At 73.3% G+C, this 25,612-nt stretch carries 20 protein-coding genes; 5 read left to right on the top strand and 15 right to left on the bottom strand.

Annotated features, from left to right (window positions below):
* Nucleotides 1-25 precede the first annotated feature (25 nt).
* The 9 genes from WMF28_RS32760 to WMF28_RS32720 form a co-directional block, all read right to left on the bottom strand.
* Nucleotides 26-862: a tetratricopeptide repeat protein gene (locus tag WMF28_RS32760; RefSeq protein ID WP_437597366.1), complete on the bottom strand. Its 837-nt coding sequence runs from the start codon at nucleotides 860-862 to the stop codon at nucleotides 26-28.
* The gene (locus WMF28_RS32755) at nucleotides 859-2,853 is read right to left on the bottom strand and encodes a BatD family protein (protein ID WP_437597365.1); all 1,995 of its coding nucleotides are present in this window, start codon (nucleotides 2,851-2,853) and stop codon (nucleotides 859-861) included. Before WMF28_RS32755 ends, WMF28_RS32760 begins: the two co-directional genes overlap by 4 nt.
* Nucleotides 2,853-3,926, bottom strand: coding sequence for a tetratricopeptide repeat protein (locus WMF28_RS32750; protein WP_437597364.1), 1,074 nt, complete (start codon nucleotides 3,924-3,926; stop codon nucleotides 2,853-2,855). Before WMF28_RS32750 ends, WMF28_RS32755 begins: the two co-directional genes overlap by 1 nt.
* Nucleotides 3,913-5,067, bottom strand: a complete 1,155-nt coding sequence (locus WMF28_RS32745; protein WP_437597363.1) for a vWA domain-containing protein — start codon at nucleotides 5,065-5,067, stop codon at nucleotides 3,913-3,915. Before WMF28_RS32745 ends, WMF28_RS32750 begins: the two co-directional genes overlap by 14 nt.
* A complete protein-coding gene (locus WMF28_RS32740; RefSeq protein WP_437597362.1) occupies nucleotides 5,064-6,209 on the bottom strand; it encodes a vWA domain-containing protein in 1,146 nt (381 codons plus the stop codon). The genes WMF28_RS32745 and WMF28_RS32740 overlap by 4 nt, the downstream gene beginning before the upstream one ends.
* Nucleotides 6,206-7,468 (bottom strand): hypothetical protein, encoded by a 1,263-nt coding sequence (locus WMF28_RS32735; RefSeq protein WP_437597361.1) that lies wholly within the window; start codon nucleotides 7,466-7,468, stop codon nucleotides 6,206-6,208. Before WMF28_RS32735 ends, WMF28_RS32740 begins: the two co-directional genes overlap by 4 nt.
* The gene (locus tag WMF28_RS32730) at nucleotides 7,465-8,373 is read right to left on the bottom strand and encodes a DUF58 domain-containing protein (protein ID WP_437479665.1); all 909 of its coding nucleotides are present in this window, start codon (nucleotides 8,371-8,373) and stop codon (nucleotides 7,465-7,467) included. The genes WMF28_RS32735 and WMF28_RS32730 overlap by 4 nt, the downstream gene beginning before the upstream one ends.
* The gene (locus tag WMF28_RS32725) at nucleotides 8,370-9,356 is read right to left on the bottom strand and encodes an AAA family ATPase (protein ID WP_437597360.1); all 987 of its coding nucleotides are present in this window, start codon (nucleotides 9,354-9,356) and stop codon (nucleotides 8,370-8,372) included. Before WMF28_RS32725 ends, WMF28_RS32730 begins: the two co-directional genes overlap by 4 nt.
* Before the next feature lie 125 nt (nucleotides 9,357-9,481).
* A complete protein-coding gene (locus tag WMF28_RS32720) occupies nucleotides 9,482-10,834 on the bottom strand; it encodes a serine/threonine-protein kinase (protein WP_437597359.1) in 1,353 nt (450 codons plus the stop codon).
* Between the two features lie 199 nt (nucleotides 10,835-11,033).
* Here WMF28_RS32720 and WMF28_RS32715 point away from each other — a divergent pair, with 199 nt between their 5' ends.
* Nucleotides 11,034-12,143, top strand: a complete 1,110-nt coding sequence (locus tag WMF28_RS32715; protein ID WP_437597358.1) for a hypothetical protein — start codon at nucleotides 11,034-11,036, stop codon at nucleotides 12,141-12,143.
* Nucleotides 12,140-13,843: a hypothetical protein gene (locus tag WMF28_RS32710; protein ID WP_437597357.1), complete on the top strand. Its 1,704-nt coding sequence runs from the start codon at nucleotides 12,140-12,142 to the stop codon at nucleotides 13,841-13,843. Before WMF28_RS32715 ends, WMF28_RS32710 begins: the two co-directional genes overlap by 4 nt.
* 27 nt (nucleotides 13,844-13,870) lie before the next feature.
* On the opposite strand, the gene WMF28_RS32705 is transcribed toward WMF28_RS32710, so the two are convergent.
* The 3 genes from WMF28_RS32705 to WMF28_RS32695 form a co-directional block, all read right to left on the bottom strand.
* A complete protein-coding gene (locus tag WMF28_RS32705; RefSeq protein WP_437597355.1) occupies nucleotides 13,871-15,436 on the bottom strand; it encodes a dipeptidyl-peptidase 3 family protein in 1,566 nt (521 codons plus the stop codon).
* Between the two features lie 82 nt (nucleotides 15,437-15,518).
* Nucleotides 15,519-16,454: an SDR family oxidoreductase gene (locus WMF28_RS32700; protein ID WP_437597353.1), complete on the bottom strand. Its 936-nt coding sequence runs from the start codon at nucleotides 16,452-16,454 to the stop codon at nucleotides 15,519-15,521.
* On the bottom strand, nucleotides 16,451-17,314 hold the full coding sequence (locus WMF28_RS32695; RefSeq protein WP_437597352.1) for a lysophospholipid acyltransferase family protein: 864 nt from the start codon (nucleotides 17,312-17,314) through the stop codon (nucleotides 16,451-16,453). The genes WMF28_RS32700 and WMF28_RS32695 overlap by 4 nt, the downstream gene beginning before the upstream one ends.
* Nucleotides 17,315-17,693: 379 nt before the next feature.
* Here WMF28_RS32695 and WMF28_RS32690 point away from each other — a divergent pair, with 379 nt between their 5' ends.
* Nucleotides 17,694-18,164, top strand: coding sequence for a GNAT family N-acetyltransferase (locus WMF28_RS32690; protein WP_437597351.1), 471 nt, complete (start codon nucleotides 17,694-17,696; stop codon nucleotides 18,162-18,164).
* On the opposite strand, the gene WMF28_RS32685 is transcribed toward WMF28_RS32690, so the two are convergent.
* The 3 genes from WMF28_RS32685 to WMF28_RS32675 form a co-directional block, all read right to left on the bottom strand.
* The gene (locus WMF28_RS32685) at nucleotides 18,131-18,451 is read right to left on the bottom strand and encodes a hypothetical protein (RefSeq protein ID WP_437597350.1); all 321 of its coding nucleotides are present in this window, start codon (nucleotides 18,449-18,451) and stop codon (nucleotides 18,131-18,133) included. The genes WMF28_RS32690 and WMF28_RS32685 overlap by 34 nt on opposite strands.
* A gap of 467 nt (nucleotides 18,452-18,918) precedes the next feature.
* Nucleotides 18,919-20,748 (bottom strand): protein kinase domain-containing protein, encoded by a 1,830-nt coding sequence (locus WMF28_RS32680; RefSeq protein ID WP_437597349.1) that lies wholly within the window; start codon nucleotides 20,746-20,748, stop codon nucleotides 18,919-18,921.
* A 212-nt stretch (nucleotides 20,749-20,960) separates the two neighbouring features.
* On the bottom strand, nucleotides 20,961-22,787 hold the full coding sequence (locus WMF28_RS32675; protein ID WP_437597348.1) for a radical SAM protein: 1,827 nt from the start codon (nucleotides 22,785-22,787) through the stop codon (nucleotides 20,961-20,963).
* Nucleotides 22,788-23,036: 249 nt separating this feature from the next.
* On the opposite strand from WMF28_RS32675, the gene WMF28_RS32670 reads away from it, so the two are divergent.
* Nucleotides 23,037-25,250: a HEAT repeat domain-containing protein gene (locus WMF28_RS32670; protein ID WP_437597346.1), complete on the top strand. Its 2,214-nt coding sequence runs from the start codon at nucleotides 23,037-23,039 to the stop codon at nucleotides 25,248-25,250.
* A complete protein-coding gene (xseB, locus tag WMF28_RS32665) occupies nucleotides 25,247-25,612 on the top strand; it encodes an exodeoxyribonuclease VII small subunit (RefSeq protein ID WP_437597345.1) in 366 nt (121 codons plus the stop codon). Before WMF28_RS32670 ends, xseB begins: the two co-directional genes overlap by 4 nt.

Genomic DNA, 25,612 nt, shown 5'->3' with positions numbered 1-25,612 from the left:
ACAACCTAGCACACGATGGCGCGGCTCATGGAGCGAGCAACCGAATGCTCGACGCCGGAACCCACCCCTCCGTCGCTCCCCAGCGGACCTCCGCCAGCCCGCCCGATCTCCTGGCGACCTCGACCGACGCGCCCTCCGGGATCGGGCTCTGCGCCGCGGCGGGCAGCGCGCGCCCACCCTCGTCGAGGAGGCGGACCTCGGGGACGACCACGACGCCTGCCCGGGTCGTGAGGCGGAGGTGCCGCGCCGCATAGGTGAGCGGCACCAGCGCGAGCAGCGCGACGAGCGCCGTCGGCGCGAGGACGCTGCCCGCGACGTGCGCGGGGCCGGCCGGGCGGCGCCGCAGGACCACGCCCAGCGAGAGCAGCAGCGACGCGAGGAGCGCGGCCGCCGCCCAGGTGCGCTCCGAGGCGAGGCCGACGATGACGCGATCGAGCGTGGGGCGCGCGTCGACCGCATCCGCGGCGCGGCGCGAGCGCCGGCGGGTGATCTCGGCGCGCACGAGGTCGAGCGCGCGATCCGCGTCCGCGTCGCCCGGGCGGAGGCGCAGCGCCTCCTCGAAGGCGGCCGCCGCCCGGCCGAGGTCGCCGGGGCGATCCGCGCCCTCGCGGACGCGCGTGACGTAGGCGAGGCCGCGGTTGTAGCTCGCGTCCGGATGCACGAAGCCGCGGTCGGCGAGCAGCTCGAACGTGTCGACCGCCGCGCCGTACTCGCCGCGGCCGAGCGCCGCCGTGCCCTGCTGGAACAGCGCCTCCGGCGGCTCCGCCGGCTGCGCGCGCGCCGCGGGGGGCAACGCCGGCGCGAGACACGCGGCGAGGAGGAGCGCGGCGGCGAGACGGCGCCTGCAGCGGCGGCCGTTCATGCCGGCTTCCATCGGGTGAGCTCGGTGATGACGGCGCGGCTCTTCTCGAGGAGCGCCGCGGCGGCGGCCGCGCCGCCCTCCTGCGCGGTCGGCTCGAACCGGATCGCCTCGCACGCGGCCAGCGCCTCGCAGGCGCGCGCCGACAGCGGTTCGGGGACGCCACGCTGGCCGAGCTCGTCCGGGAGCGCCGCCAGCAGGACGCCGCGGGAGCGGAGGCCCGTCGCGGACTCGATCGCCCGGTGCACGGCGCGCTCGATCGCCGCGGCCGTCACCCCGAGATCCCCCTGCGCGGCGGCCTCTTCCGCCTCGCGTTGCGCGACCGCCGCGAGCCGGGCGGGCGAGCTTGCGCCCGCCGCGCGGCGCTCGCGCGCCCGGCGCACGAGCCGATCGCCCGCGCCGAACAGCGTGACGACGAGCGGCGGCGCGGCCAGGAGCAGCCAGAACGGCGCCCCGTCGAGGGGCAGCGTCGCGGGCGGGGAGTACGGGCCGAGCGACGTGCGGAGCCCCGGCATCCCGGCGAACGGCCCGGCGCTGCCAGCGACGCCGTCGCCGGCGCCAGGCGCCCCGGACGGCGGGCCGGACGGCGCCGGCGGCGCGACCGGGGTCACCTGGACGACGCCGAGATCGGCGCTCTCGACGACGTAGCGCTTCTGCGCCGGATCCCAGTAGGGGAGCTCGATCTTCCCGAGATCCACCGCGCCGCTCCCCTGGATGCGGACGACGTAGCCGAACGAACGGAAGCCGCCGATCACGCCGCCGCGCGGCTCGAGCGACTCGCGCTTCTCGGGGTCGAGCCACTCGAGGCCGGTCCGCTCCGGCACCCGGAGCGATTGCGGGAAGTTGCCGGTGCCCGTGACCTGCACGGTCACGGCCACCGAGCCGCCCTGCTCGATCTGGCGCGGCTGCACCGTCGCCTTCAGGGTGAACTGACCGACGTCGCCGAGGACGTAGCCGGAGGGGCGGCCGGCGAGCGGCGGCTCGGTGACCCGGACGACCACGTCGTTCGACTCGCGCAGCACGCGCGCGCCGATCCGCCGCCCCGTGATGCGCGCCTGCATGCTGCCCGTGTGCAGCTCGCCCGCCTTCAGCGGGAACAGCGCGAGCTTGTCGACGAGGCGGGCCGCGTAGCGGTGCCCCCCGACCCGCGTGTACACGGGCCGCTCGTGGCGCGGGTCCTCGAGCAGGGGGTGGCGGAGGAAGTCCGCGGTGGGCGCGGCGCGGGGCTCGCTCATCTCCGCGTTCTCGCGGAAGTACAGGTAGAACGAGACGGTGACCTGCTCGCCGACCACCGCGGTCGTCTTGTCGGGGATGGCGCGCAGGAACACCACCGGGGCGGGCTCGCTCGGCATCGCGAGCTCCGGCGCCTGGTCCTCGGGCTCGTCCTCGACCACCTCGTCGTCCAGGAGGCCGCCCGGGCCGCTGAACGGCCACGGGAGGCCGTGCAGCGGGCCGCCGGGCAGCAGGAACGGGTTGCTCGGCCGGCGCGGCCGCCCGCTCGCGGGCACGACCTTGATCAGGATCGGATCCGCCGGCAGGCGCCTGCCGTTCCACACGATCGTGGGCCCCGGGATCGTGTAGCGGCCGGGCTTGTTCGCGACGATCTGCCACGTCGCGCTGATGCCCAGCTGCGTGGTCATCACGCCGCCGCTGAGCTGGGTCTTCATCTGCGTCCCGATGCTCGGGCCCGAGGCGATGGAGAGGTCGGGCGGGACGCGCAGCTCCGGATCGGACGGCATGCCGGCGCCGCGCTCCACGAGCGCCTTGACCTCGACCGTGAACGGCTCGCCGACCTCGACCTCGGTGGAGCTCGCGCGCGACGAGAGCGCCGGCTGCTGGGCGCGCGCGCGGAGGGGGGCGAGCAGCGCGAGCAGCGCGAAGAGCAGCGCCGTCGCGAGCGGCGCAAGGCGCGGGGTGGCGAGCGCGGCGAGCGCGAGCGGGGCGGGGGAGCGCGCGGCAGACGCGAGCGGGGCGGGGGTGCGCGGCGAGCGCATCACTTGTCCTCCATCGCGCGGCCGCGGCGCATGCCGGCTTTGCTCTTCGCTTCCTGCTCCTGGTACGTCGGCGCCTCCTCGAGCTGGTCGAGGATGCGATCGTCCTGCCGCCCGGTCGGCGGCTGCTCCTGGGGCTGCTCGGGCGGCGGTTCGGGCTGCTCGGGCGGGCCGGCGTCAGGCGGCTGATCCTGCGGGCCGGCGTCAGGGCTCTGGTCCTGGTCGCCGGCGTCCTGGTCGCCGCCGTCGTCGCCGGCGTCCGGCTCGCCGCCGTCGTCGCCGGCGTCCTGATCGCCGCCGTCGTCGCCGGCGTCCTGATCGCCGCCGTCGTCGCCGGCGTCCGGCTCGGCGTCCGGAGGAGCATCGGGTTCGGCGTCCGGCGGCGCGGCGTCCTTCTGCTCCTCGATGCGCCGCAGCGCGATGGCCCGGTTCCAGGCCGCGTCCCGGCCGATGCCGTCGCCGCCCGCCTCCTCGAAGATGCCGGGGATGATGGCCAGCGCCTTGTCGTAATACGTCACGGCGTCCTCGTACTTGCGTCGCAAGAACTCGAGGTTGCCCGCGAGGTAACGGGCGCGCGCGCGCAGGTCGGCCGGCACGCTCGGATCGGCGCCGATCGCCTTCACCAGGATCAGCGCGCAGTCGATCTCGATCCCGCGCAGCGCGTCGTTCTGCTCCTGCGCCGGCCCGCCGTCCGCGAGCCCCTCGTCGCCGAACCGGTGGCCGTAGCGCTCGGCCAGGTGGAACAAAGTCAGCCCGAGATCGAACGAGCCGTTCGGCTTCTGGCGCACGGAGTCGGGCAGCCCGATGCCGGCGTCGCTGCACGCGCCCGTCCCCAGGTAGCTCTCGAGCGCCTGCTCGGCGGACTCGAGGTCGCCCGCGTCGAGATCGCGGATCGCCTGATCGACCGCCGGCGCGTTCCGCTCGAACGGGGACGACGGATCCCACCCGCTGCACCCCGTCGTCGCCGAGAACGCGGCCCCGGTGAGGCACGCCGCGGCGAGCCCCATCGCGAGCCAGCGCCCGTGGCGCTCGAAGAACCCGGGGAGACCTACCCGCTTGCGATCACGACGCGGCATGCTGCCCTCCCGCGTTGCCCTCCGCCGCCGGCCGCGCCTCCGCCGCGAGGCCTGCGCCGCCCGCGCGCCCCTTCAGCAGCGCGGCGCGCTTCGGCGCGGCCTTGGGGCTCGTCGCCACGAACCGCCGGCGCGGAGCGTCCTTCAGGAACACCTCGGCGATGAGGAGCAGGATCGCGAGGCCGAGCGGGTAGAAGTAGACGTCCGCATAGACCGTCTCGACCCGCTCCGAGAACTCGCTCTTCATCTGCCGCCTGAGCTCCGCCGCGATCGTCTCGATGCCCGTGGTCCCCTTCTCCGCGCGGATGATCTGCCCTCCCGGCGTCGCCTGCGCGATCGACGCGAGCTGCTGCTCGCCCGACAGCGACAGCTCGGTCGTGAGCGGCTTGCCCTGGCGATCGGTCCGCCACCCGACGATGCGGCCGTCCGGGCCGATCTCCGGGATCGGCTCCGGCGTGCGCCCGCCGATCTGCACGACGTGGACCGTCGTGCCCTGGGCGCCGATCGCCTGGGCGACGCTCAGCGGGTAGCCCTCGAGATCCTCGCCGTCGGTGACGAGCAGGATGATCCGCTTGTGCTCGGCGGACTTCGGATCGCGCTTCAGGAGATCGTTCGCCTGGTCGAGCGCGCGCGCGATCGCGGTGCCGCCGATCGGCATGTCGTTCGGGTCGAGCTGGCGGAAAAATTGAGCGATCGCGGCGCCGTCGGCGGTGAGCGGGAAGCCCATCGGCTCGCCGGCGAACGCGACCGCGCCGAAGCGCGCGCCCTCGAGATCCTTGATCAGGCGGGCGACCTCGACCTTCGCCCGGAAGATGCGGGAAGGCTCGACGTCGCGCGCGTACATGCTCTTCGAGTAGTCGAGCACGACCACCACGTCGACGTTGGTCGCCGGCACGAGCCGCGTGCCCTTGCCGTACTGAGGCTGCGCCGCGGCCACGAACGCGAGCGCGGTCGCGAGCACGAGGAGCACGCCCTTCCACGCGCGGCGCTTCGCCGGGTCGGCGGTGGTGAGCGCCTTCACGCGATCCTCGTCGCCGAAGCGCCTGATGGCGCGCGCCACGCCGAAGCCGCCGAGGATGAGCAGGAGGCCGATCAGCGCGGCGAACGCCGTCCCGAGCAGGAACCACGAGGCCGCAAAGTTCAAGGGAACCTCCGGAGCAACCAGGCGCGCAGGAGCGCGTCGAGCCCGATCAGCAACACCCCGGGCAGGAGCAGGAACGGGAAGAGATCCTCGTACGCGGCGCTCGACGCCTCGAAGCGGGTCGTCTCCAGCCGGTCGAGCACGTCGTGCATGCTGTCCGCGAGCGCCTTCGCGTCGGTCGCCACGTACGACTCCCCGCCGGTCTTCTGCGCGATCTCCTGGAGCAGCGCGGGGTTCACCGGGAAGCGGTGCCGCACGTAGCGCGGCTGCCCGAAGAGATCGACGCCGTCCTCGACCTCGACCTCGTCGTCGGTGCCGATCTGGATCGTGTAGACCTTCACGCCGAGCGAGGTCGCGAGGTGGGTCGCGTACTCGGGGGAGATCGCCCCCGCGTTCGAGTCGCCGTCGGTCAGGAGGATGACGACCTTCGACTGCGCGTCGCTCCTGCGCAGGCGGGCGACCGCGGTGCCCAGCGCGTCGCCGATCGCCGTCGCGCTGCCGTCGATCACGTTGAGCGTCATCTGCGAGACCATCTGCGTCAGCAGGTGGTAGTCGAGCGTCGGCGGCGACAGCACGTACGCGGCCTTGCCGAAGACGACGACGCCGAGGCGATCGGTCTTCCTGCGGCCGATGAAGTCCTGGAGGACGAGCTTGGCCGTGTCGAGCCGGGTCAGCCGCTTGCTGCGCGGCAGCTTCGGCTGGCCGGGGAGGTCGCTCGGCCGCGCGTCGAGGATCGCGCGCATCGAGCCCGACAGGTCGAGCGCCACGACGATGTCGATGCCCCTGTCGTCCGTGCGCTGCTCGCGGAGCACGCTGACAGGCCGCCCCATCGCCAGGATGAGGAGCGCGAGCGCGACGGTGCGCAGCACGCCCGGCAGGTCGCGCAGGTGGCTGCGCAGGCCGCGCGGGCCGCGCACGAGCGGCGCGACCGTGCCGAGCCGGAGCCGCGGCTTGCGCGCGTCCTCCGCGAAGATGCCCCAGTACCAGACGACCGGCACCGCGAGGAGCGCGAGCAAGAACCACGGGGTCTGCCAGCTCGCGCCCGTCCAGGCGTCGCGGCGGGCGATGTAGGGGTAAACGCAGGCGATCGCGGCGACGACCAGCGTCGCCCCGATCGCGAGCGCCGCGCGCCTCGCGCGGCTCAAGGCGCCTCCTCCGGCGCCCGGGACGGGCGAGCGGGCGGCGGCTGCTTGGCGGCGGGCGGGCCTCCAGGCCCTGCGCCCTCGGCGGGCCGCGCCGCCGGCGGCGTCGTGCGGTGCACGATGACCTCGCCGCGCTCGATCGCCTCGAGGCAGTCGGCCTCGCTCGGCTGGAGGCGCGCGAACTTCACGAGGTCGCAGTCGGCGAGGAACCGCGTAATCTGCGGCAGCACCGGCACGGGCGGGCGCACCCGCGCGAGCAGCGCGCGCATCTCGTCGCTTGTCGTCTCCAGGCCGTCGAAGTCGTACCGCGCGCCGAGGTATTTGCGCACGCTGTCGCTCACGCGGTCGAAGTACTCGTCGGTCCGCCCCTCGCTGAGCAGGCTCGAGCGCCGGAGCGCCTCGAGCTCCTCGAGCGCGGCGACCCACGGCAGCTTCGGCGGCGGGGCAGTCACCACGCGGGGCCGGCGCATCCAGCGCCGGACCAGCCAGGCCACGATGAGCCCGAGCGCCGCGCCGATGAGGATGCCGGCCGTGAGCTGCTTCGCGAGCACCCACTCCTCCCGCTGCGGCCGCGGCGGCGGGTTCGGCCTGACCTTGGGATCCCGCTCGTTGGCGATCGGATCCTCGACCACGATCTCGTGCGGCCGGGTGCAGACGGTGACGAGCTCCCCGCTCGCGCGGGACACGGCGATCGGCACCGGCGGCAGCTGCAGCACGCTCCTGCCCGGCTCCTTGGGGAGCGGGACGAACGGGATGACCAGCCGGGTCGTCGCGCCGGTATCGGTCGCCGTCGTCGTGCGGGTCGGCCCGGCGCCCGCGTCGGCCTCGGGCAGGACGAACCCCGCCTTCTCCAGCGCGCGCGCCGCGTCGCTGTCGCCCTGGACCTTGAACCCCTCCGGCAGCACCGTCTCGCCCTTGCCGTGCGCGACCGTGATCTCGAGGGGCGCGGCGTACCCGCTGAACCCGTTCTTCGGGAACGTCTCCTGGATCTTGGGCCGCGTCGCGCCCGGCGGCACGTGCTCCGCGCACGAGGCCCACACGCTCCCGCCGCGCTCCGTCGCGGCGGGCGCCGGCGGCGGCGCGGGCGGCGGCGGCGGCGGCGCGTCGTCGTCCCGAGCGGCGGGCCCGCCGGCGCCGCCCGCGTCCGGCTGCGCGAGCGCCGGCGCCGCGCACGCGAGCGCCGCCGCGAGCGCGGCCCACGCGGGCAGGCGCGCGGCGGGCGAGGCGCCCGAGCCGTCGACCCAGGAGCGGCGCGGCCTCATCGCCTGAGCCTCCGCGCCCGCTTGGCGAACAGATCGCGCAGCGGCGTCACGAAGCTCTCCCCCGTCTTCACCACCACGGCGTCGAGCGCGAGCTTCTTGAAGAGCTTGTCCCGGTCGCCCCGGAGCTTGCGCATGGCGGTGCGGTAGTGGTCGCGCACCGCCCGGTCGCCGGTGTCCACCACGACCTCCTCGCCGGTCTCCAGGTCCTCGAACGTCGCGAGCCCCACGTCGGGCAGCTCCTCGTCGCGCGGGTCGACGAGCATCACCGGGATCACGTCGTGCTTCGCGCTCGCGAGCGAGAGGGAGCGCTCGAAGCCGGTGGCGAAGAAATCGCTGATCACGAACGCCACGCTCCGCCGCTTCGCCACCTTGACCAGGGTCTCGAGCGCGAGCTTCAGGTTCGTCCCCGTGTACTTCGGCTCGTGCCCGAGGATCTCCCGGATGACGCGCATCACGTGCTTGTCCCCCTTCTTCGGCGGCACGAGCTTCTCGATGGCCTCGGTCGCGAGCACGAGGCCCACGCGATCGTTGTTCTTGATGGCGCTGAACGAGCAGAGCGCCGCGATCTCGGCGGCGATGCGCGCCTTCGACGCGCGCCGCGTGCCGAACTGCTCGCTCTGCGAGGCGTCGACGACCAGCATGACGGTCATCTCGCGCTCCTCGACGAACACCTTCACGAACGGCTCGCTCATGCGGGCCGAGACGTTCCAGTCGATCCAGCGCACGTCGTCGCCGGGCATGTAAGCGCGGACCTCGCGGAACGAGAGGCCCTGCCCCTTGAAGACGGACGAGTACGTGCCGGAGAGCTGCTCGTTGGCGAGCCGTCGCGTCCGGATCTCGATGCGCCGGAGCTGCTTCAGGAGCTCGGGCGGCAGCGGGTTCTTCGAGCCGGAGGCCTTGATCACGGCACCTCGACCACCTCGAACACGCGCCGGACGATCTGCTCGGACGTCACCTCCTCGGCCTCCGCCTCGTAGGTCAGGACGACCCGGTGCCGGAGCACGTCGGGGCCGATCGCCTTCACGTCCTCCGGCGTCACGTAGCCCCGGTGGCGCAGGAAGGCGTGCGCGCGCGCCGCGAGCGCCAGCGCGATCGAGGCGCGCGGGCTCGCCCCGTACTCGATGAGGCTGCTCAGCTCCCGCATCCCCTTTTGCCCGGGCTCGCGGGTCGCGAAGACCACGTCGACGATGTAGTCCTTCACGCGATCGTCCATGTACACGTCGCGCACGACCTTGCGCGCGGAGACCAGGTCTTCGGGCGTCGTCACCTTCGCGGCCTTGCCCTCGATCACCGCGGTCGTGCGGTCGATGATCAGCCGCTCCTCGGCGCGCGCGGGGTACCCGACCTTGACCATGAGCATGAACCGGTCGACCTGCGCCTCCGGGAGCCGGTAGGTCCCCTCCTGCTCGATCGGGTTCTGGGTCGCCATGACCACGAACGGGCTCGGCAGCGGGTAGGTCGTGTCGCCGATGGTGACCTGCCGCTCCTGCATCGCCTCGAGGAGCGCGCTCTGCACCTTCGCCGGCGCGCGGTTGATCTCGTCGGCGAGCACCAGGTTCGCGAAGATCGGGCCGAGCTTCGAGGTGAAGTCGCCCTTCTGGTGGTTGTAGATGACGGTGCCGATGAGGTCGGCGGGCAGGAGATCCGGCGTGAACTGGATCCGGGAGAACTTCGCCTCGATGGCGTCGCAGAGCGTCCGCACCGTGAGCGTCTTCGCGAGCCCCGGGACGCCCTCGAGGAGCACGTGCCCTCCGGTGAGCAGCCCGATGAGGATGCGCTCGATCATGTACGTCTGGCCGACGATGACCTTGCCAACCTCGTTGAGCAGGGTGTCGATGAAGGCGCTCTCTTTGGCGACCAGCTCGTTCAGGGCGCGTACGTCGTGCATAACGGGTGGGAGCTCATAGCAAGCCCGGCCGCCCGAGGACAACCGGCGCCGCCCGAATATTCCTCGAGGCGCGCCGGGGCTCGGCGCGCGCCGAGCTTCTCGCGCCCCGCGCGGCGCGTGCGGCGCTAGAAGCCGGGCTCGCGGAACCTGGCGCGCCCGGTCTCGGCGGGCGCTCGCGGGCGCGGCGGGCCCGGGCTCGCGGCCGCAGCCGGGGCGGAGGACGGCGGCGTCGCGGGCGAGGCGGAGGGCGCCGGCGCGGAAGCGCGCGGCGGCTCCGGCGCGCGCGGCTCGGCGGTCGCGGCCCCCGGGCGCGGCTCCACCGTGAGGGGCGGCGCCGCGGGCACCTCCACGGCCGGCGCGGCGGGGCCCTCCCCGAGGCCGATCCACAGGAGCGTCGCCGCGCCGAGCAGCGCGCCCGAGGCGACGAGCGCCGCCGCGGTGGCGATCGTCCGGGCGCGGCGGCGCGGATCGAGCCGGGAGAGCGGCCGCCCCCGCGACCTGCCGTCCGCGGCGCGCAGCGCGTCCTTGATCACCGCCGCGCGCCGCGAGGAGCGCGAGGCGAGCGCGTCGCGGATGTACCCCGTGACCTCCTCGTCGCGGCCGCCCAGCGTCGCGTTCACCGCCTCCAGCGCGTCCGCGAGCTCGGCCATCGTCGCGAACCGCTCGGCCGGATCCTTGGCGAGCGCGCGCATCACCGCCGCCTCGAGCGCGGGCGGGTAGCCGGGGGCGAGCGAGCTCGGTGGATCGACCGGCTCGGGCCGCGCGATGCGCGCCATCGTCGCGAGGTCGTGGCTGGCGGCGAAGGGGTGCGTGCCCGTCGTCAGCTGATAGAGCACGATCCCGAGCGCGAAGATGTCGGAGCGCCGGTCGAGCTGCTCGCTGTAGACCTGCTCGGGCGCCATGAAGAGGATCTTGCCCTTCATGTGCCCGGTGTTTGTCGTCGGGTTGTCCGCCTGCGCCATGGCCTTGGCCACGCCGAAATCGGCGATTTTGACCGAGCCCTCCCGCGTGATGAGGATGTTGTGCGGCGAGACGTCCCGGTGCACGAGCCCGACCAGCGCGCCGTCCTCGTCCCGGAGCTCGTGGGCCGCGTGCAGGCCGCGCGCCGTCTCGATCGCGATCCGCACCGCGACGGGCAGGGGGAGCGGCCGGCCCTGCTTGCGGGTGCTGCCGCCGAGCAGCGCCACGAGCGCGTCGCCGTCGATCCACTCCATCACGAAGTAGAGCACCCCGCTCTGCTCACCCTGATCCAGGATCGCGCACACATTCGGGTGCTTGATCCGGGCCGCGATGCGAGACTCCGTGAGGAACATGCGCTTGCAGCGCGGATCGCTGGAGAGCGCCGGCAGCATCGTCTTGACTGCCACGATCTTGTTGCCCGCCGCCCCACCGCGCTCCCGGGCCGCCCACACCGTGCCCATTCCGCCCTGCGCGATGGCGATCAGCAGCTCATAGCGGCCGAGAAATTGGCCTGGCACAAGATCGACGGGCGCTATCACAGCTCGTACCTGCGACTCCTGTGTCGTCCTGAATCCGACCATGCTGAAGCTCTCGCGGGAGGTGCAAGAGCGTTCCAGGATCGGGCACCAATCACAAACAATTTTCCAGTTGTCTAGAATAGTGCAGCGTGGGTACGTTTGGATTGCCTCTATCGCTTCGTTGAGGAAGGAGGCGTGGGTGGAGCATCGGATCACCATCGGCGGAGTGGTATTCTTCGCCGTGGTCGGCGTCGGTCCGGCTGCGTTCGCCGAGCCTTACCCGGAGGGCGCCGATCGCGGTCCGCCGGGCGCCGTCGCGGGCGACACGGCGGCTGTCGCTGCGCCGCGGCAGCCGAGCGCCGCGGAGCTCGCGTCCGCGCGGCACCTCTTCGGGCTCGGCCTCGCCGCCGAGGACCAGGGACGGTGGGCGGAGGCGCTCGAGACCTACGAGCGCATCAGCAAGATCGTCGTGTCACCGGCGCTCTGGTATCACCTCGGCGTCTGTCACGAGGCGCTCGGCCACGTCGTCGAGGCGCTCAACGCGTTCGAGCTCGCCATGTCCGGCGCGACCGCGCGGAAGGAGCTCGCGCTCGCCAGCGAGTCGCGGTCACGCATCGAGAAGCTCCGCGTGAAGACGTCGCAGATCGTCCTGCAGCTGCCCGAGGACGCGACCGGCGTGCGCGTCGCGATCGACGGCGAGCCGGTCCACCCGGCGCTCGTCGGGGCGGCCATCCTCGTGAGCCCCGGGGCGCGGCGGATCGCGGTGAGGGCCGAGAATTACGCTGAGCGGTTCGAGGCCACGGTGCAGGCCGAGACGGGCGCGGTCGTCGAGCTCCGGGCCGAGCTCGGGCGCAAGCGCCCGCCCGCGGTCTCGCGGCAGAGCGCGCCGGCTCGCCCCGCGCCGCCCCGCGCGCCCGCGCCGGGCCCGAGCATCCCGCCGGTGGCCGTCGTGGGGGCGGCGGCCGCGCTCGGCGCCGCCGCCGTGCTCACGGGCGTGATGGCCTACGACGTGCGGCACACCTTCCTGAAGAAGAACGCGAGCCCCGCGCCGGGCTCGCTGGGCGAGCGGCAGGCGCTGCGCGATCGCGGGCAGGCGCTCGCCGTCACGAGCACGGTGCTCACCGGGGCGGCCCTCGTCGCGGGCGGCTTCGCCACGTACCTCTTCTGGCCTTCTGCCGCGCCGCGCGCGGCGCCTCAGGACGCCGCCGGCGGTCGGCCGTCGCCCGCGCCGCGCGCCCCCGGCCCGACGGCGCTCTCGCCGTGGGTCGGCGTGACTGGCGCGGGCGTCGCCGTGCAGGGAGTCCTGTGAGCCGCGCGCGCCGCCTCGGAACGGGCGCCGTCGCGGCGCTCGCCCTGGCCTGCTCCGGCATGGGCGCGTGCGCCTTCCTCGCGCCGTTCCCCGACGTCGCGCTGGACCCGGTGGGCGAGGGGGGAGGTGGCGGCGGCGGGGCGGGCGGAGCGGGCGGGGCGGGCGGGGGCAGCCCGGAGGTGGAGGTCTGCGTCCCCCGCGTCGCGACGGCCTGCTACGCCGGGCCGCGGGGCACGGAGGGCGTCGGCCTCTGCAAGCCCGGCGTCGCCACGTGCAACGACGACGGGACGGACGCCGGCGCCTGCGTCGACCAGGTGCTGCCCGCGTTCGAGAGCTGCGCCACGCCCGAGGACGAGAACTGCGACGGGCGGGCGTGCACGGGCGATCCCGTGCAGAGCGTCGCGCTGGGCGGCACCGGCGCTCAGCACGGCATGGGCGTCGCCGTCGGCGCGCGCGCCGCCGTGGTGGTCGGGTCGGCGTCCGGCAGCACCGATCTCGGCGCGGGCCCGTCGGATGAGCTGGGCGCGCTCGCCGAGCCGGACGCCTTCCTCGTCTCGTTCTCCCGCGACGCCTCCGCGCGCGAGGGGCGCTTCCGGTTCGCCCGCCGCTTCGCGGACAGCGTCGCGCGGGGGGTCGCGCTCGCGCCCGGCGGCGACGTGGTGCTCGCGGGCAGCGCGTCGGGCGACGTCGATTTCGGCGGCGGCGTGCGCAAGGGCCACGGGCGCCGCGCCGACGTCGTCGTGGCGCGGTTCGACGCCTCCGGGGCGCACCAGTTCAGCCGGCGCTTCGGCGACGGCGCCACCCAGCACGCGACGGCGGTCGCCGTGGACGAGGCGGGGAACGCGTTCGTCACCGGCGAGTTCTGGGGCACGCTCGACTTCGGCGAGAACCGCCAGGGCGAGCGCTTCCTCCTGGAGAGCCAGGGCAAGAGCGATGTGTTCCTCGCCAAGCTCGATGCCGCCGGCAACGTCCAGTGGGCCAGGCAGTTCGGCGACGCGGAGGACCAGGCCGGCACCGGCGTCGCCGTCGACGGCCATGGCGACATCGTCCTCGTCGGCCGGTTCGGCGGGAGCGTCGATTTCGGGCGGGACGAGAAGGGGCTCTCCACCGTGGCCAAGAGCGACCTGTTCATCGCGAAGCTCGACCCCTCGGGCGACCACCTCTGGAGCAAGTCGGCCAACGCGACAAACGCCGCCGAGGCGCTCGGCGTCGCGGTGGACGGCGCGGGCAACGTCGTCGTGACCGGCTCGTTCCGCAACTCGGTCACCGTCGGCGAGTCCGTGCGCACGACCGCGGGAGACAAGGACATCCTCGTCATCCGGCTCGACGAGAACGGCGTCCTGCAGTGGTGCGAGGACTTCGGCGACGACGCCGACCAGGAGGGCGCGTCGGTCGCGGTCGATCTGGCCGGCAACATCGTGCTGACCGGGTCCTTTCAGGGGAGCATCGAGCTCGGGGACGTGGTGCGCTCGGCCACGGGCGCCGCCGACGCGTTCGTGGCCAAGCTCGACCCGACCAGCAACCCGATCTGGCTGCGCTCGTTCGGCGACGCGGGCGAGCAGCAAGGCGCCTCGGTCGCCGTCGATCCCCTCGGCGGCAGCTGGGTGACCGGCCGCTTCGACGGCGTCCTCGATCTCGGGAGCGGCGCGGTCACGAGCCGCGGCGCTGGCGACGCGTTCCTTGTCCAGCTCGGGCCGTGAGCGCCGCTCGCTCGCCGTGAGCGCGGCTCACTCGCCGGCGAGCGGGTAGATCGGCCGGATGTCGATCGGGATCCCCTCGAGGCCGCCGAGCGCCAGCCGCATGGGCTCCGAGACCTCCCCGTAGCGGGCGAGGAGCTCGCCGGCGGCCTGCCTGTCGCCGCGGTGCTGCAGGAGGCAGAGGTCACGGACGAGGCGGGTGATGGCGGCCTCGAGCTCCGCGGCGTCGACCGTGAAGCGCCGGGTCTGCGGCTCGAAGCGGGCGGCGCGCTCCTCGAGGAAGCGGTTGATCTGGAGCGCGGCGCCCTTGCCGTGCGCCTCGGCCACGCCGAAGCGGGTGCTCCGGAAGAGCCCCGCGAAATAGGAGACGAGGAGCTTCTCCCGGAAGTCTTCGGCGAAGTGGCCTCGCTGGATCATGAAGAGGACGTTGTAGGCGCCCATCACGTCGGCCTTGGCCTCCTCGATGGCCGAGTAGGTCGCGCCGAGCGCGAGCCGCACCTCCACCCGCTCTTTGCCAACACGCGCGAACGCCGGGCCCAGGCTGTGCGAGAGCTCGTGGAAGAGCGTCTCGTTGAAGAACGCGTCGGCGGACAGGCGCTCGAGCTGCGCCGGGTCGAGGATGCGCTCGGCGATGGGCCGCATGATCAGCTCGAACTTCGTCTCGATGACGTTGCGGAGCAGGACCTTCTTGGCCCCCTTCTCGGCGCGGACGCGCTCGTCGTTCGGCAGGTTGAACGCGATCGTCTGGACCGATTTGCGGGCGTCGCCGGCGCTGAAGACCAGGTCCACGACCTGGATGGGGCTCTCTCCGCCGCGCTGCGTCTTCACTTCATCGGGGATGGGCAGGTTGCGCTCCATCTCCGGGAGGAGCTCCTTGTACTTGGAGAGCCTCCCGGAGGCCGCCGGGTCGCTCACCGTGACGAACGACTCGAACGATGCCTTGAGGCCGAGGAGCTCGTCCTCGTAGGTCTCGTAAGGGCCGATGGTCACCTCGACCGGGCTGTCGAGATCCATCCAGTCCTTGTCGGATGCATAGTAGTCGTCCGATCGGAACGCCGCGGCCCGCGACCTCAGGAACCTGCGGAGGCTCTCGTTCGCCGTGAGCGCCGCCGCCTCCTCGAGGAGCGCGCCGGCGGGGCCGAGCCACGCCGCGTAGGCCTGGCTGTACGGCACGGCGACGAGCCCGCCCTGGTCGCGGCGGATGAGGGTGAACAGGCCCTCGAACGCCTCCTTGTCGCCCGGGTGCTGCTTCGTCCACGCGTGGAGCTCGTCGGCCGCGAGATCTTCCGGGTAGAAGCCGGCGCCGGGCGGGCGGGGCCTGTCGATGGCGAAGGGGCGGTGGTGATCCTGCCTGTCCCACGGGCCCCGCATGATGTCGAAATAGGCGAGCTTGCCCCGCCCTTCCGGGGTGGCGTCCGAGAGGAGCCGCTCGCGGAGCTCGGGGTTCGCGGCGTAGGCCTGCCGGTCGAACACGGGATCGAGCCGCCGCGAGGCCTCGATGAGCTTGCCGAGCGCCCTCCTCTCGGGCTCGGGCAGCGTGCTGACGTCCGCGGTGAGCCTGGCCGGCGCGAACTGCTTGACCTTGTCGGACAACAACGGGACCTCCTAGAGCGGCATGTACCAGAGGGGGGGACCGTCGCTCGAATATAAGGGCGATGTCCGGCGATCTCCGGAGGGTTCAGGGGCGGCCCGCCTGGACCGGGTGCGCGTCGCGGAACTCGCGGACGGCCTGGGCTTCGTCGATGGCGTGCTTGAACCCGGTGGCCGCGCGGAAGGCGGCGCTGTCCACGACGACGGGGTATTTGATGTGGGTCAGCGCCGCGCGCGGGAGCTTCGGCAGGCCGAAGCGGCCGAGCGCGTTGCGCAGCACGAACTCGGGGAGGGGGACCGCCACCCTGCCCGCCGCCCGGATGATGAGCGACAGGGGCACGGGCTGGGGGCCCGAGACGTTGTAGACGCCGCGGATGCGCTTCTCGAGCGCCAGGCAGATGGCGGTCACGACGTCCTGCTCGTGCATGAACTGGAACAGCGGGTCGAACCCGAGGACGTACGGGACGTGAGGCCCGCGGAGGAAGCTCGCCAGCGTGCCGTGGCCCGTCGGGCCGAGCGTGTAGCACATGCGGAGCACGGTCGTGCAGAGCTCGGGAGCGCGCCAGAGCGCCGTGCAGGCGTAGAGATCGGCCGCCACGAGGTCGGCGAGCTCGGGGAAGGTGGATACCGCCATCGGCGGATCCTCCTCTGTGTGGTACAGCGGCGACTCGGGGCCAGCGCCGTAATACGTGTGTCGTCCGACGAAGATCACGTGCTCGGCCCCGCAGGCGCGGCTGTTGTCGAAGACGACGCGCGTGCCGCCGAGGTTGATCCGATACCGCTCCTCGGTCTGCTCCACGAGGTGCGTCACGGTCGCCATGTGGATGACGGCCTGGGGCCGGCTCTTGCGGAACACCTCCTCGGCGGCGCGCTTCTGCAGATCCACGTTGTGCATCTCGACGCCGGCCGGCGCGGTCGGCCACGGCCGCCGGTCGATGCCGATCACCTGGTGCCCCTCCTCGAGGAGGCGCGTCGCGACCATGCGGCCGAGCTGACCCGTGATTCCAGGGATGAGGACCCTCATGCGCTCTCCTTCGACGAAGCAGGCCTGGGCGGCGCGGCGCCGCGCTGGTCCAGCGCGAGCTTGCTGCGTCGCCGCCTTCGCCCGGCCTCGATGAGCTCGGCGATCCTCGCCTTCACCTGCTCCACGTGGCCCAGGATCACCTCGTCTTCCTCCGCGCCGGTCCCGGCGAACGTCATCGGCTCGCCATAGGTGATCTCCAGCTGGACCGGCAGCGGGGCCGGGACGAGGTACGGGGTGATCGGGATATACGGCACCCCGAACAGCCGGCCGATCGTGTACGAGTTGGCGACGGTGGGCACCGCGTCTCCGCCGCCGACGAAGCCGAACGGGAGGATGGGCGTCTTCGTCTTCATCGCGAGCCGGACGAACCCGGACCCGAAATTCACGAGCGAGTTGCGCTCGCTGTAGAGCTTGGCGGTGCCGCGCGCCCCCTCCGGGAACACCATGAGCAGCCGCTCGTCCTCGAGCAGGCGGCTCGCGTGCTCGGGGAGGCCGGTGAAGTGCCCTGTGCGGCTCGACCAGAGCGAGGTGAACGGGAGGCGATTGATGAATTTCTCCGCCATCCCCTCTGCCAGCCGCGGCGGCTCCATCTCGAAGAACATCGATGCGACCACCATCGCTCCGTCGATGGCGATTCCCCCCGAGTGGTTGCCGACGAGCATCGCGCGCCCGCGCGCAGGGACGTTCTCCGTGCCCGTCACGCCCACCGAGAAATAATGACGATAGAAGAAGTCAAGGAGCGAGAAAAAGAGACCCAGGTGCTTCCGGGAGATGCCGTAAGGATCGACCCCGAAGCTGTTGAAAGGGATTTCCAGGCGCTGGACGCGCTGGGCAATCGAGTCGCTGACGAGCAGTGTCAAGGGGCACCCTCCGGAGGCTGCGCGCCCGGAGCGTACGCACGATCGGGCGGGGAGCACAACCTCCCCGCCGGCCGGCGCAGGGGGCGGCCGGGCTGCGCCACGTCGGCGCGAGGCTCGATGGCTCACCGCTGTGCGCCGGAGTGCCGGCCGCCCACGTCGATGATCGCATCTCGAAACATGACGCGCCGCGGCGGCGCCTTCGCCGCTGCCTCCTGCGCTCTCGCCGCGGGACCGGGACGCAACCGTTGAGCAGCCGCGCGGTCCGCGGTATGGGGTCGGCCATGTCGATCCGACGCCGCTCCCCCGAGCTCCCCGGCAGGCCGCCCTCCGGCCGCTCGCCGGGAGCACGCCCCCCCGGCGCCCGCCGGGAGGTCGCCCCGTGACAGCGCTCGTCATCCGCCGGGCGGCCCCCACGGACGTGGCCATCATCGCGGCGAACAACCGGGCCATGGCGCTCGAGACGGAGGGCAAGGTGCTGGACACCGCCACCACCCTCCGCGGCGCCGCGGCGCTGATCGCCGATGAGGCCAAAGGGTTCTATCTGGTGGCCGAGCGCGCCTCCGACGTGGCTGGGCAGCTGATGGTGACCTACGAATGGAGTGACTGGAGAAACGGCACTTTCTGGTGGATCCAATCCGTCTACGTGTCCCCCGCGGCGCGGCGCGGCGGGATCTTCCGGGCGCTGTACCGGCGAGTCCACGAGATGGCGGCGGACGCGGGGGACGTATGCGGCATCCGCCTCTACGTGGAGACCGCGAACGCGCGTGCCCAGTCGACCTATGTCGCGCTCGGAATGAAGCGGTCGCACTACGAGCTCTACGAGCTCGATTTTGACTTCGGCTCCTCCTGAGGTGTCCGGCTCTCCTGGCTCTGGTCGGGGGGGACGACCGCGGGCATCGACGGCCAGGAGCCCTTGACGAGGGCGCGCATCGCGGCCGTCTTCAGCGCGACCTCCGAGGGCTCGAGGAAGACGCCGAGGGCCTGGCGGATCTGGGGGAGCGAACGGATGAGATCGGCAGGCGTCATCGCTTCGGGCGGCGACACACCGCTCCGGTCGCAGGCCTCCTGGATGATCTTCCTGGCGAATGTGGGCGCGAGGCCGCAGCACTCGACCACCTGCTCGAAAAGCGAGCGCATGAGCTGGTTCCCCCGGGGTAACGTCTGACGCGCGGCGCGTCTTTCACTTGGGCGAGCACATACCGCCCCACGACAAGAATAGCCTACCTCCTATATCGCGCTCGTGAGATGACGACTGACCTTCTGCTGTCCCTTGTGACGATGTAGGTGACGCAGCGAGGCGCTCAATGTGTGACAGCGCGACCTCGGGTCGCGCGACCTGAGCCGAGGCGGCGGAAGGTCGTGGTCGCCGGAGCGTTGGACGGGCCTCCATGGCCGGAGTGTTGGACGAGGCGGCAAAAAGGAGCATCGCCAGGCCGGCGTCGCGCGACGCGCTCCGCCGCGCCGGTGCTCAGGCGCCGCGTGCCGCGTCTGTCCAGCGCTGACGTCTTTGGGACGCTGGTGCGCCGATGGCGTCTCACGACCGTCGTGACGTCGCGCGTCACCGCTTCGCTGGGTTGCGCGTCACCGCTTCGCTGGGTTGCGCGTCACAGCCCTGTTGGTTTGAACGGCGTCCGGGAGGTCGCCCGCGGAACGCTCCGCTTCGGCTCCGGCGCCTTCGGCGCTGCGCTGCGAACGGCCGATGAGCGGGGCGCCGGCTTCGTCTTCGAGACGTTGGATCCGCTCGCTGTGCGCGTGTCCGGCCGGCTCGTCCTGGGCTTGACGGCCACAGGCGGGGTCGCTCTGGGGGCCGGCCGCGGGGCCGCGTTCGTTGCGCGGTTGGCGGTGGGAGCAGGGCCGTGTGCGGACCTGCCGAGAGCGGAGCCCTGGGCGGATCGGCCAGCGACAGGGGGCTGGGCGGATCGGTCGGGGGGAGCGCCGTGTGCGATTCCGCCGGGGGCGGGGCCCTGGGCGGAGCCGCCGGGGACGGGAGCCTCGGCGGGCCCGCCGGGCTGCTCCGGCGCGGCCGCGTGGACGGTCGCGCTGTCGGCCACGGTCGTGGGGAGCAGCGGCGACCTCGGGGGGGCGGAGATGCTCTCCGCCGATTCTCGAGCGGCGGGCTCGCGCTGACCGACGGCGACGAAGGCGCCCACCCCGGCCGCGAGCGCGACCGCGCAGACGCTGGCGATCACGCTGCGGCGCACGATGTGCTGCCGGCGGAACACGGCCTCGGAGACGACGGCGCCCAGCCCCGGCGCGCTGCCGTCGGCGCCCGAGCTGTCCGGCGCCGCCCCGAGGATCCGCAGGCCCAGAGGAGAGCGCTGGCTCAGGGGCTCGCTCGGCGGAGAGCGCTGGCCCAGGAGCCCGCTCGGCGGAGGGCGCTGGCTCAAGGGCTCGCTCCGAGGCGAGCGCTGGCTCAGCGGCAGGGGCTCGCTCCGAGGAGAGCGCTGGCTGAGCGGCGAGCGCGCCGATCTCGGCCCGGACGCGGGGCCGCTCCGCGCGCTGATGGGCGCGGTGACGTCGCGCAGGCCGATCTCCTTGATGAGCGCCTCCACGGCGCGAGGCGACGACACCGCGAGGCCCGGCGTGTGCGCGGCCGCCTCTTCGAGCGCCTCGGCGAAGGCCGCCGCGGTAGGGAACCGCTCGTCCCGGTCGGCGCGCAGCGCGCGCAGGCAGATCCCGTCGATCGCGGCCGGGACCGACGGCACCACCCCGCGCGGACCCGCGGGTGGGCCCTGGAGGATCTGCGCGATCAACGCACCGTCGTTGTCGGCCTTGAACAGGCGCTCCTCCGTGAGCATCTCCCAGAGCACCACGCCGGCCGAGTACACGTCGCTGCGGCGATCGACCTGCTCGGCCCGGATCTGCTCGGGCGCCATGTACGAGAGCTTGCCCTTGAGCGCGTTGCCCTGCGTCGACATGAGCCTCGTCTCGGCGCGGGCCACGCCGAAGTCGGTGATGCGCGAGACGCCGTCGATGCCGACGAGCACGTTCTGCGGCGAGACGTCGCGGTGCACGAGGTGGAGCGGCTCGCCGTCGGACCCGGTGAGCTCGTGCGCCGCGTGGAGACCCGCGAGCACGTCGAGGAAGATGCGGAGCACGATCCCGACGGGGACCGGCCGCTTCGCCCGCGCGCACGTGCGGAGCAGCAGGTGCAGCGACGGGCCCTCGATGTACTCCATGACGAGGAACAGCGGGTCCTCGACGAGATCGAAGGTCGCGACGACGTTGGGGTGGCGGACCCGCGCCGCGAGGCGCGCCTCGTCGAGGAACATCGCGACGAACTCGGGCTCCGCCGCGATGTGCGGGTGCATCATCTTCAGGGCGACGAGGCGCTCGAACCCGCCGGCGCCGACGGCCCGCCCGAGATACACGGTGGCCATGCCGCCCGACGCGATGGCGCGCAAGCTCTCATAGCGGCCACCGTACAAGGTCACATGGCCAGGCTACACCATGCGTGGCGCGTTCTCCACGAGTCATGCGCCGGTCTCCGCGTGCGCGCGCCCGTCCCACACAGCCACGGCGACAGCCCGATTCCCTGTCGATGTGAGGTGTGCTACGACCGTTCGCCGACAGTCGCGGGCCGGCGTGACCTCTCTGTCGGCGATCGGTGACGGTGGCGCAGCGCGCGCGGGGGGAGGATGCGCGATCAGCTCACGATCGGCAGCCGCCTGGTCGGCGGTCGCGCGCGCGGGCCGCCCTGCTCGCGCTCGTGCAATGCGAGATCGTGCTCGATGATCGTTAGGGGGTTGTCGTAAGCCGGTAAAGGAAGATCCTTATTCTTCGCATGGACGGGGTGCCTGCCGTGCTTCTTGTACCACTCGGCCACCGTGGCGTTTGCCTTCATCTTCTCGAGGATGTTCCGCCACCCGGCGCCGGTGTTGTATGCGCAGAAGCTGATCTCGCCGAGCTGCGTTCCGTACGGAATGATGCACATCTCGGTGCGACGGAAGTCGTAGTTGAACAGATCCTGAAACCACATGCCCGCGACGAACAGGACCCGCCACTCGTACGCGCTGGCGTCGCCCTCGCCGGCGTGCGCGGCGCCCGTCTGGCTCATGAACTGCTTCACCAGCGTCGCGAGATTGAAGTTGGACGGCGCCTTTTCGGGCCGGTAGTGGCGCAGCAGCGCGGCGACGACCTGGGCCTTCGTGAGCGTGCGGCCGCGCCCGGCGTCGAAGATGGCGCGCAGGTCGGAGAGCAGCTCCTCGACATCGATGAAGTCGAGCAGCGGGACCATCTGCTTCGTCTTCTTGTGGACGAACAGCACGGTCCCGATCCCGCAGTTCGGGTGGCACCCGCAGTTGATCTGTCCCCAGTCCTTGTCGGGGCCGTCGAGCAGGTCGGTCACGTTGCCGAAGGGGCTGAGCGCCGACAGGGGGAACCAGTCGCGGAGCGGGTCGGTCACGCCGGTCTGCCGGGCGATGTCGTGCGCGAGGTGGCTCAGCGTGTAGCGCTGCTCCTCGCGCAGCTCGTCGGAGATGTCCTCGTCGCGTCCGGTGAAGCTGACCGGCTGGAAGCTGACGACCGTGATCTTGTCGGCGTTCTGGACCGCGAAGTCGATGATGGGGCCCACCTGGTCGTTGTTCACGCCGTTGACGATCGTCACGACCAGGATGACGTCGATCCCGGCGGTCGAGAGCTCCTCGATCGCCCGCAGCTTCACGTCGTAGAGGTTGCCGATCTTCCGGTGGCTGTTCGCGGTGTTCGTGACCCCGTCGAACTGCAGGTACGCCATCCGGAGGCCGGCCTCCCTGGCCTTCATGGCGAAGCCCGGCTCCTCCGCGAAGCGGATCCCGTTCGTCGCGCACTGCACCGCGAAGTACCCCTTCTGGCGTGCGTACCGGATCGCGTCGAGGAAATGCGGGCTCAGCGTGGGCTCGCCGCCGGAGAACTGGATCGACATCTGGCGGCGCGGGCGCACGTCCGCCGCGTCGTCCAGGATCCGCGTGATCTCCTCCCAGGACAGCTCGTGCACATAGCCGACCTGATTGGCATCCATGAAGCACGGGTCACACATCATGTTGCAGCGGTTCGTCAGATCGACAGTGAGCACCGCGCCGCGCCCGTACCGGATGGTGCTCGAGCCGTGGTTGTGGATCTTATCCGGCGTCATCTCGACGTCGCGGCCGCCGAAGAGGCGCTCGATCCGGGCGAGGAACTCCGGGTCGATCGAGATCGTGTCCGAGAAGAAGCCGTGCTTCGGGCACGTCTTCTCCATGACCACGCGCCCGTCGCGCGCGACGATGCTGGCGCGGATCTCCCCGGGCTTGTCGCTGATGAGCTTCGTCCAGTCCGCCTTGCCACTCAGGATCTCGGCGCGCGCCTCCTTGACGCAGCGCGGGCACAGGCTGTCCGTCTCGCGAGGCCAGCCGAGCGGGGGCTTCGAGCGCTGGCCGCCCCTCGGGATCGGCTTGTCGCTCCACTTCGGGTGAAACGGCTTGGGCTCGCCGCCGAGCCGGCTCAGGCGCTGCAAGACTGGCCACGCCTTGTTGGCGGATACCGTGATGGCCTTTTCCAGTGTCCGTACCAGATCGATCAAGCGTCACCTCACTCACAGGCGCATTCAGCGGCTGCACCGTAGGTCGGCCTAGCGCGTGCTTCCATCAAATTCCAGGGTCGCACGCGGCGCTGAGCGCCGCTGAGCGGCGCTGACATGACCCGGCGCTGCTGAGCCTGGGGAGTGACAGCGGGCCGTCGATCGCGGGATAGTACGGCGCAGCGTATGCGATTCCTCCCTGGAAGCCCCCGCGCCGTGGGCCTCGCCGCGGCGATCGCGGCCACGGCGGTGGCGGGCACGGCAGCGCCGCAGCCGGTCGCGCGGGCGCCGCAGGCCGCGGAGGACGGCGGCAGGACGCCGGCGGGCGCCGAGGCCGGCGCGGCGCCGCTGCGCGGCAGCCTGGGCGTGCCCGTCGCCGAGCGGCTGCTCTCGTCGGGGGACCCGGAGGCGCGGCTGCGCGGCGTCGAGCGGCTCGGATCGATCGGCACCGAGGAGGCGGTGAGCGCGCTGCTCGCCGCGCTCGAGCAGGGGTCGCCGGCGGCGCGCGATCCCAGGGCGCGCCTCGCCGCGGTGCGGGCGCTCGCACCGCACGCACCGCGCGACAGCGTGCGCCAGCTCCTCTCGCGCGAGCTGTCGGAGGGCGGCGGCCCCGCGCGCGGCGCCGCCTCGCCGCTCGGCGAGGTGCTGCGCGGCACGGCCGCCCTCGCGCTCGCGCGCACCGGCGAGAGGCGCGCGCTCGGCGCGCTCGTGAACGCGATCGTGCAGGGCGGGGCCGCGGGGGAGGCCGCGGCGCGCGCGCTCAAGGCGTACCCGCCCGCGTCGCTCCAGCTCCTGCTCGGGAGCCGCAAGCGGATCGAGCCCGCGCTCGTGAGCTTCCTCGGCGAGCTCGGCGATCTCCGGGCGATCGCGGCGCTCCGGCCGATGCTCGAGGGCGGCGACCGGGCGGCGCAGGTGGCCGCGGCGCGCGCCCTCGCGCGGCTCGGCGACGAGGCGGCGCTGGCGAAGGCGCGCGCGTGGCTGCGCAGGCCGGAGCCGGGGCTCTTCGAGCCGACCGTCGAGATCCTCGTCCACCTCGGCGCGCCGGAGGCGCCGGAGGCGGTGGCCGCGCTGCTCGGATCCGAGCTCGGCCGGGTCGACGGGCTCAGGCTGGCCGAGCTCGCGCCGGCGGAGCGGCTCGTGCCGGCGCTCGCGCGCGCGCTCCCGCTGCTCCCGGAGGACGCCCAGCCGCGCGCCGTCGCCGCGATCGGCCGCGCGGGCGGCGCGGAGGCGGCGCGGCAGCTGCGCCGGCTGATCACCGAGCGCCCCGAGCTCGCGACGGCGGCGGCGTTCGCGCTGGCGACGATGCCCGGGGCCGAGGCGCGGGCCGCCGTCGCGGAGCTCTTCGAGGGCCCGCGCGCCGCGAAGGACGCAGACCTCCGCAGGCTCGGCCTGCGCGCGGGCGTCGTGCGCGGGCTCGTGCTGCGCGACGCGCCCGCGGCGCTCGAGGGGCGGCTCCTCGCCGCGCTCGCCGCGCCGAAGGGGTCGAGCGATCGCGCCGTCGGCGTGTTCGGCGCCGTGGCGCTCGGCCTCCGCGACGCGGTCGAGGTCGTCGGCGGGTGCTCTCCGGCCTCCTGCGATCGCGCGGCGGTCCACGCGGCGGCGCGCGGCGCGCTCGCGCTGGGCGATCGCGCCCTCGCCGCGCTCGCGCCGCTCTTCGCGGAGCTCGCCGCGCGCCGCGTGGACCGCCGCGCCGCCGCGCCGGGCGGCGACGACGCCGCGCCCGACGCGGCGGCGATCTCCGCGGGCGTCGCGCTGCTCGCGGAGCCCGGGGGCGGGGCGATCGCGACCTCGCGGCTCGCCGCGCTCGCGGAGGAAGGGGGGCCGCTGTCGCCGCTCGCGGCGCGCGCGCTCGCGGCCCGCGACGACGAGGTGGTCCGCGGCAGGCTCAAGCGGCTGCTCGAGGGGAGCGATCCCGTCGTGCGCGCGCACGTCGCCCTCGGCCTCGGGAGCGACCCCATGCCCGACAGCGTGTCGCTCCTTGCGCGCGCCTACCGCTTCGAGGACGACCCCTCGGTGCGCCGCGCGATCGTCCGCGGGCTGTCGCGGCGCACCGAGGTGCAGCGCAGGCGGGTCCTCCTCGCGGCGCGGGATCTCGATCCGGACGAGGGGGTGCGCGCGCTCGCGCGGGCCGCCCTCTCCGGCGCCGGCGCGCCGGGGCTCGACCCGCCGCGCTCCGCGCTGGCCACGGGTGTGGTGTGGATCGCGATCGTCCCGAACGACCGGAGCGCGGCCGCGAGCGCGTCCTCGCGGCCGGCGCGGCTCGTCCGCCCGGATGGGCTGGCGGTCCCGGTCGTGGCCGATCCCGACGGCGTGCTCCTCGTGCCGGCGGTGCCGCCCGGCGTGAGCTCCGTCCTGCTTGCGCCGGCCGCACCCCCGGGGGACGCTGGCTCATGGCGATGAGCAACGCGACGGACGAGGGCGGCGCGGCCGTGGGATCGGCCGTGGAATCGGCCGTGGGATCGAGCGCGGAGCCCCGCGCCGCGTCGACGCCGTCCGCGACCGAGGCCGATCGCGCTCCCGCGAGCGGCGACAAGGCTGCGGGCGCGACGTCGTTCGAGGAGTCGACGCGCCGCCTCGCGAAGATCGTGGCGGAGCTCGAGGGCGGGGACCTGCCGCTCGAGCGCGCGCTCTCGCTCTTCGAAGAGGGCATCCGCCTGTCGCGGTCGGCGCAGGAGCGCCTCGACCGCGCGGAGAAGCGCGTCGAGGAGCTGCTCGGGATGGACGCCGACGGGCGCCCGGTGACGCGCGAGTTCGAGGGCTGA

Origin of the sequence: Sorangium sp. So ce590 (assembly GCF_051521365.1) — a bacterium.
Lineage (GTDB): Bacteria > Myxococcota_A > Polyangia > Polyangiales > Polyangiaceae > Sorangium.
Note: the sequence above shows the minus strand (reverse complement) of the source record. Positions and strands in the feature narration are given on the sequence as shown.

Bases quoted from the DNA above. Each gene is read 5' to 3' on its own strand.
- WMF28_RS32735 (WP_437597361.1), bottom strand. From the start codon at position 7,468: ATGAGGCCGCGCCGCTCCTGGGTCGACGGCTCGGGCGCCTCGCCCGCC.
- WMF28_RS32750 (WP_437597364.1), bottom strand. From the start codon at position 3,926: ATGCCGCGTCGTGATCGCAAGCGGGTAGGTCTCCCCGGGTTCTTCGAG.
- WMF28_RS32760 (WP_437597366.1), bottom strand. From the start codon at position 862: ATGAACGGCCGCCGCTGCAGGCGCCGTCTCGCCGCCGCGCTCCTCCTC.
- WMF28_RS32670 (WP_437597346.1), top strand. From the start codon at position 23,037: ATGCGATTCCTCCCTGGAAGCCCCCGCGCCGTGGGCCTCGCCGCGGCG.
- WMF28_RS32725 (WP_437597360.1), bottom strand. From the start codon at position 9,356: ATGCACGACGTACGCGCCCTGAACGAGCTGGTCGCCAAAGAGAGCGCC.
- WMF28_RS32700 (WP_437597353.1), bottom strand. From the start codon at position 16,454: ATGAGGGTCCTCATCCCTGGAATCACGGGTCAGCTCGGCCGCATGGTC.
- xseB (WP_437597345.1), top strand. From the start codon at position 25,247: ATGAGCAACGCGACGGACGAGGGCGGCGCGGCCGTGGGATCGGCCGTG.
- WMF28_RS32755 (WP_437597365.1), bottom strand. From the start codon at position 2,853: ATGCGCTCGCCGCGCACCCCCGCCCCGCTCGCGTCTGCCGCGCGCTCC.
- WMF28_RS32685 (WP_437597350.1), bottom strand. From the start codon at position 18,451: ATGCGCTCGCTTTTCGAGCAGGTGGTCGAGTGCTGCGGCCTCGCGCCC.